We start from the raw sequence: 512 nt of genomic DNA, 5'->3' as shown, positions 1-512 counted from the left end.
TCGACTGGGCCGAGCTGCGCCATGCCTCGGACTATTTCGAGGTGTACTACCTGGCCGCCGAGAAGCTGATCCGCGACGGCCACGCTTTCGTCTGCGACCTCTCCGCCGAGCAGGTGCGCGAGTACCGCGGCACCCTCACCGAGCCGGGCCGCGACTCGCCGTACCGCACCCGCAGCGTCGAGGAGAACCTGGACCTGTTCCGGCGCATGCGCGCCGGCGAGTTCCCGGACGGCGCGCGCACCCTGCGCGCCAAGATCGACATGCGCAGCGGCAACATCAACCTGCGCGACCCGGCGCTGTACCGGATCAAGCACGTCGAGCACCAGAACACCGGCAACGCCTGGCCGATCTACCCGATGTACGACTTCGCGCATTCGCTGGGCGACGCCGTGGAAGGCATCACCCACTCGCTGTGCACGCTGGAGTTCGAGGACCACCGCCCGCTGTACGACTGGTGCGTGGACAAGGTCGACCTGGCCGGCCACCCGGAACTGCTGCAGCCGCTGCTGGAC

General features: G+C 68.6%; 1 protein-coding gene. It reads left to right on the top strand.

The window, feature by feature from the left end; translation table 11 throughout:
• On the top strand, nt 1–512 hold a 512-nt coding region (locus CEK66_RS18995; RefSeq protein ID WP_255424711.1), incomplete at both ends, for a glutamate--tRNA ligase family protein.

Origin of the sequence: Xanthomonas sp. LMG 12460, from assembly GCF_009192895.1 — a bacterium.
Lineage (GTDB): Bacteria > Pseudomonadota > Gammaproteobacteria > Xanthomonadales > Xanthomonadaceae > Xanthomonas_A > Xanthomonas_A sontii.
This window is presented reverse-complemented; position numbering and strand designations above follow the sequence as displayed.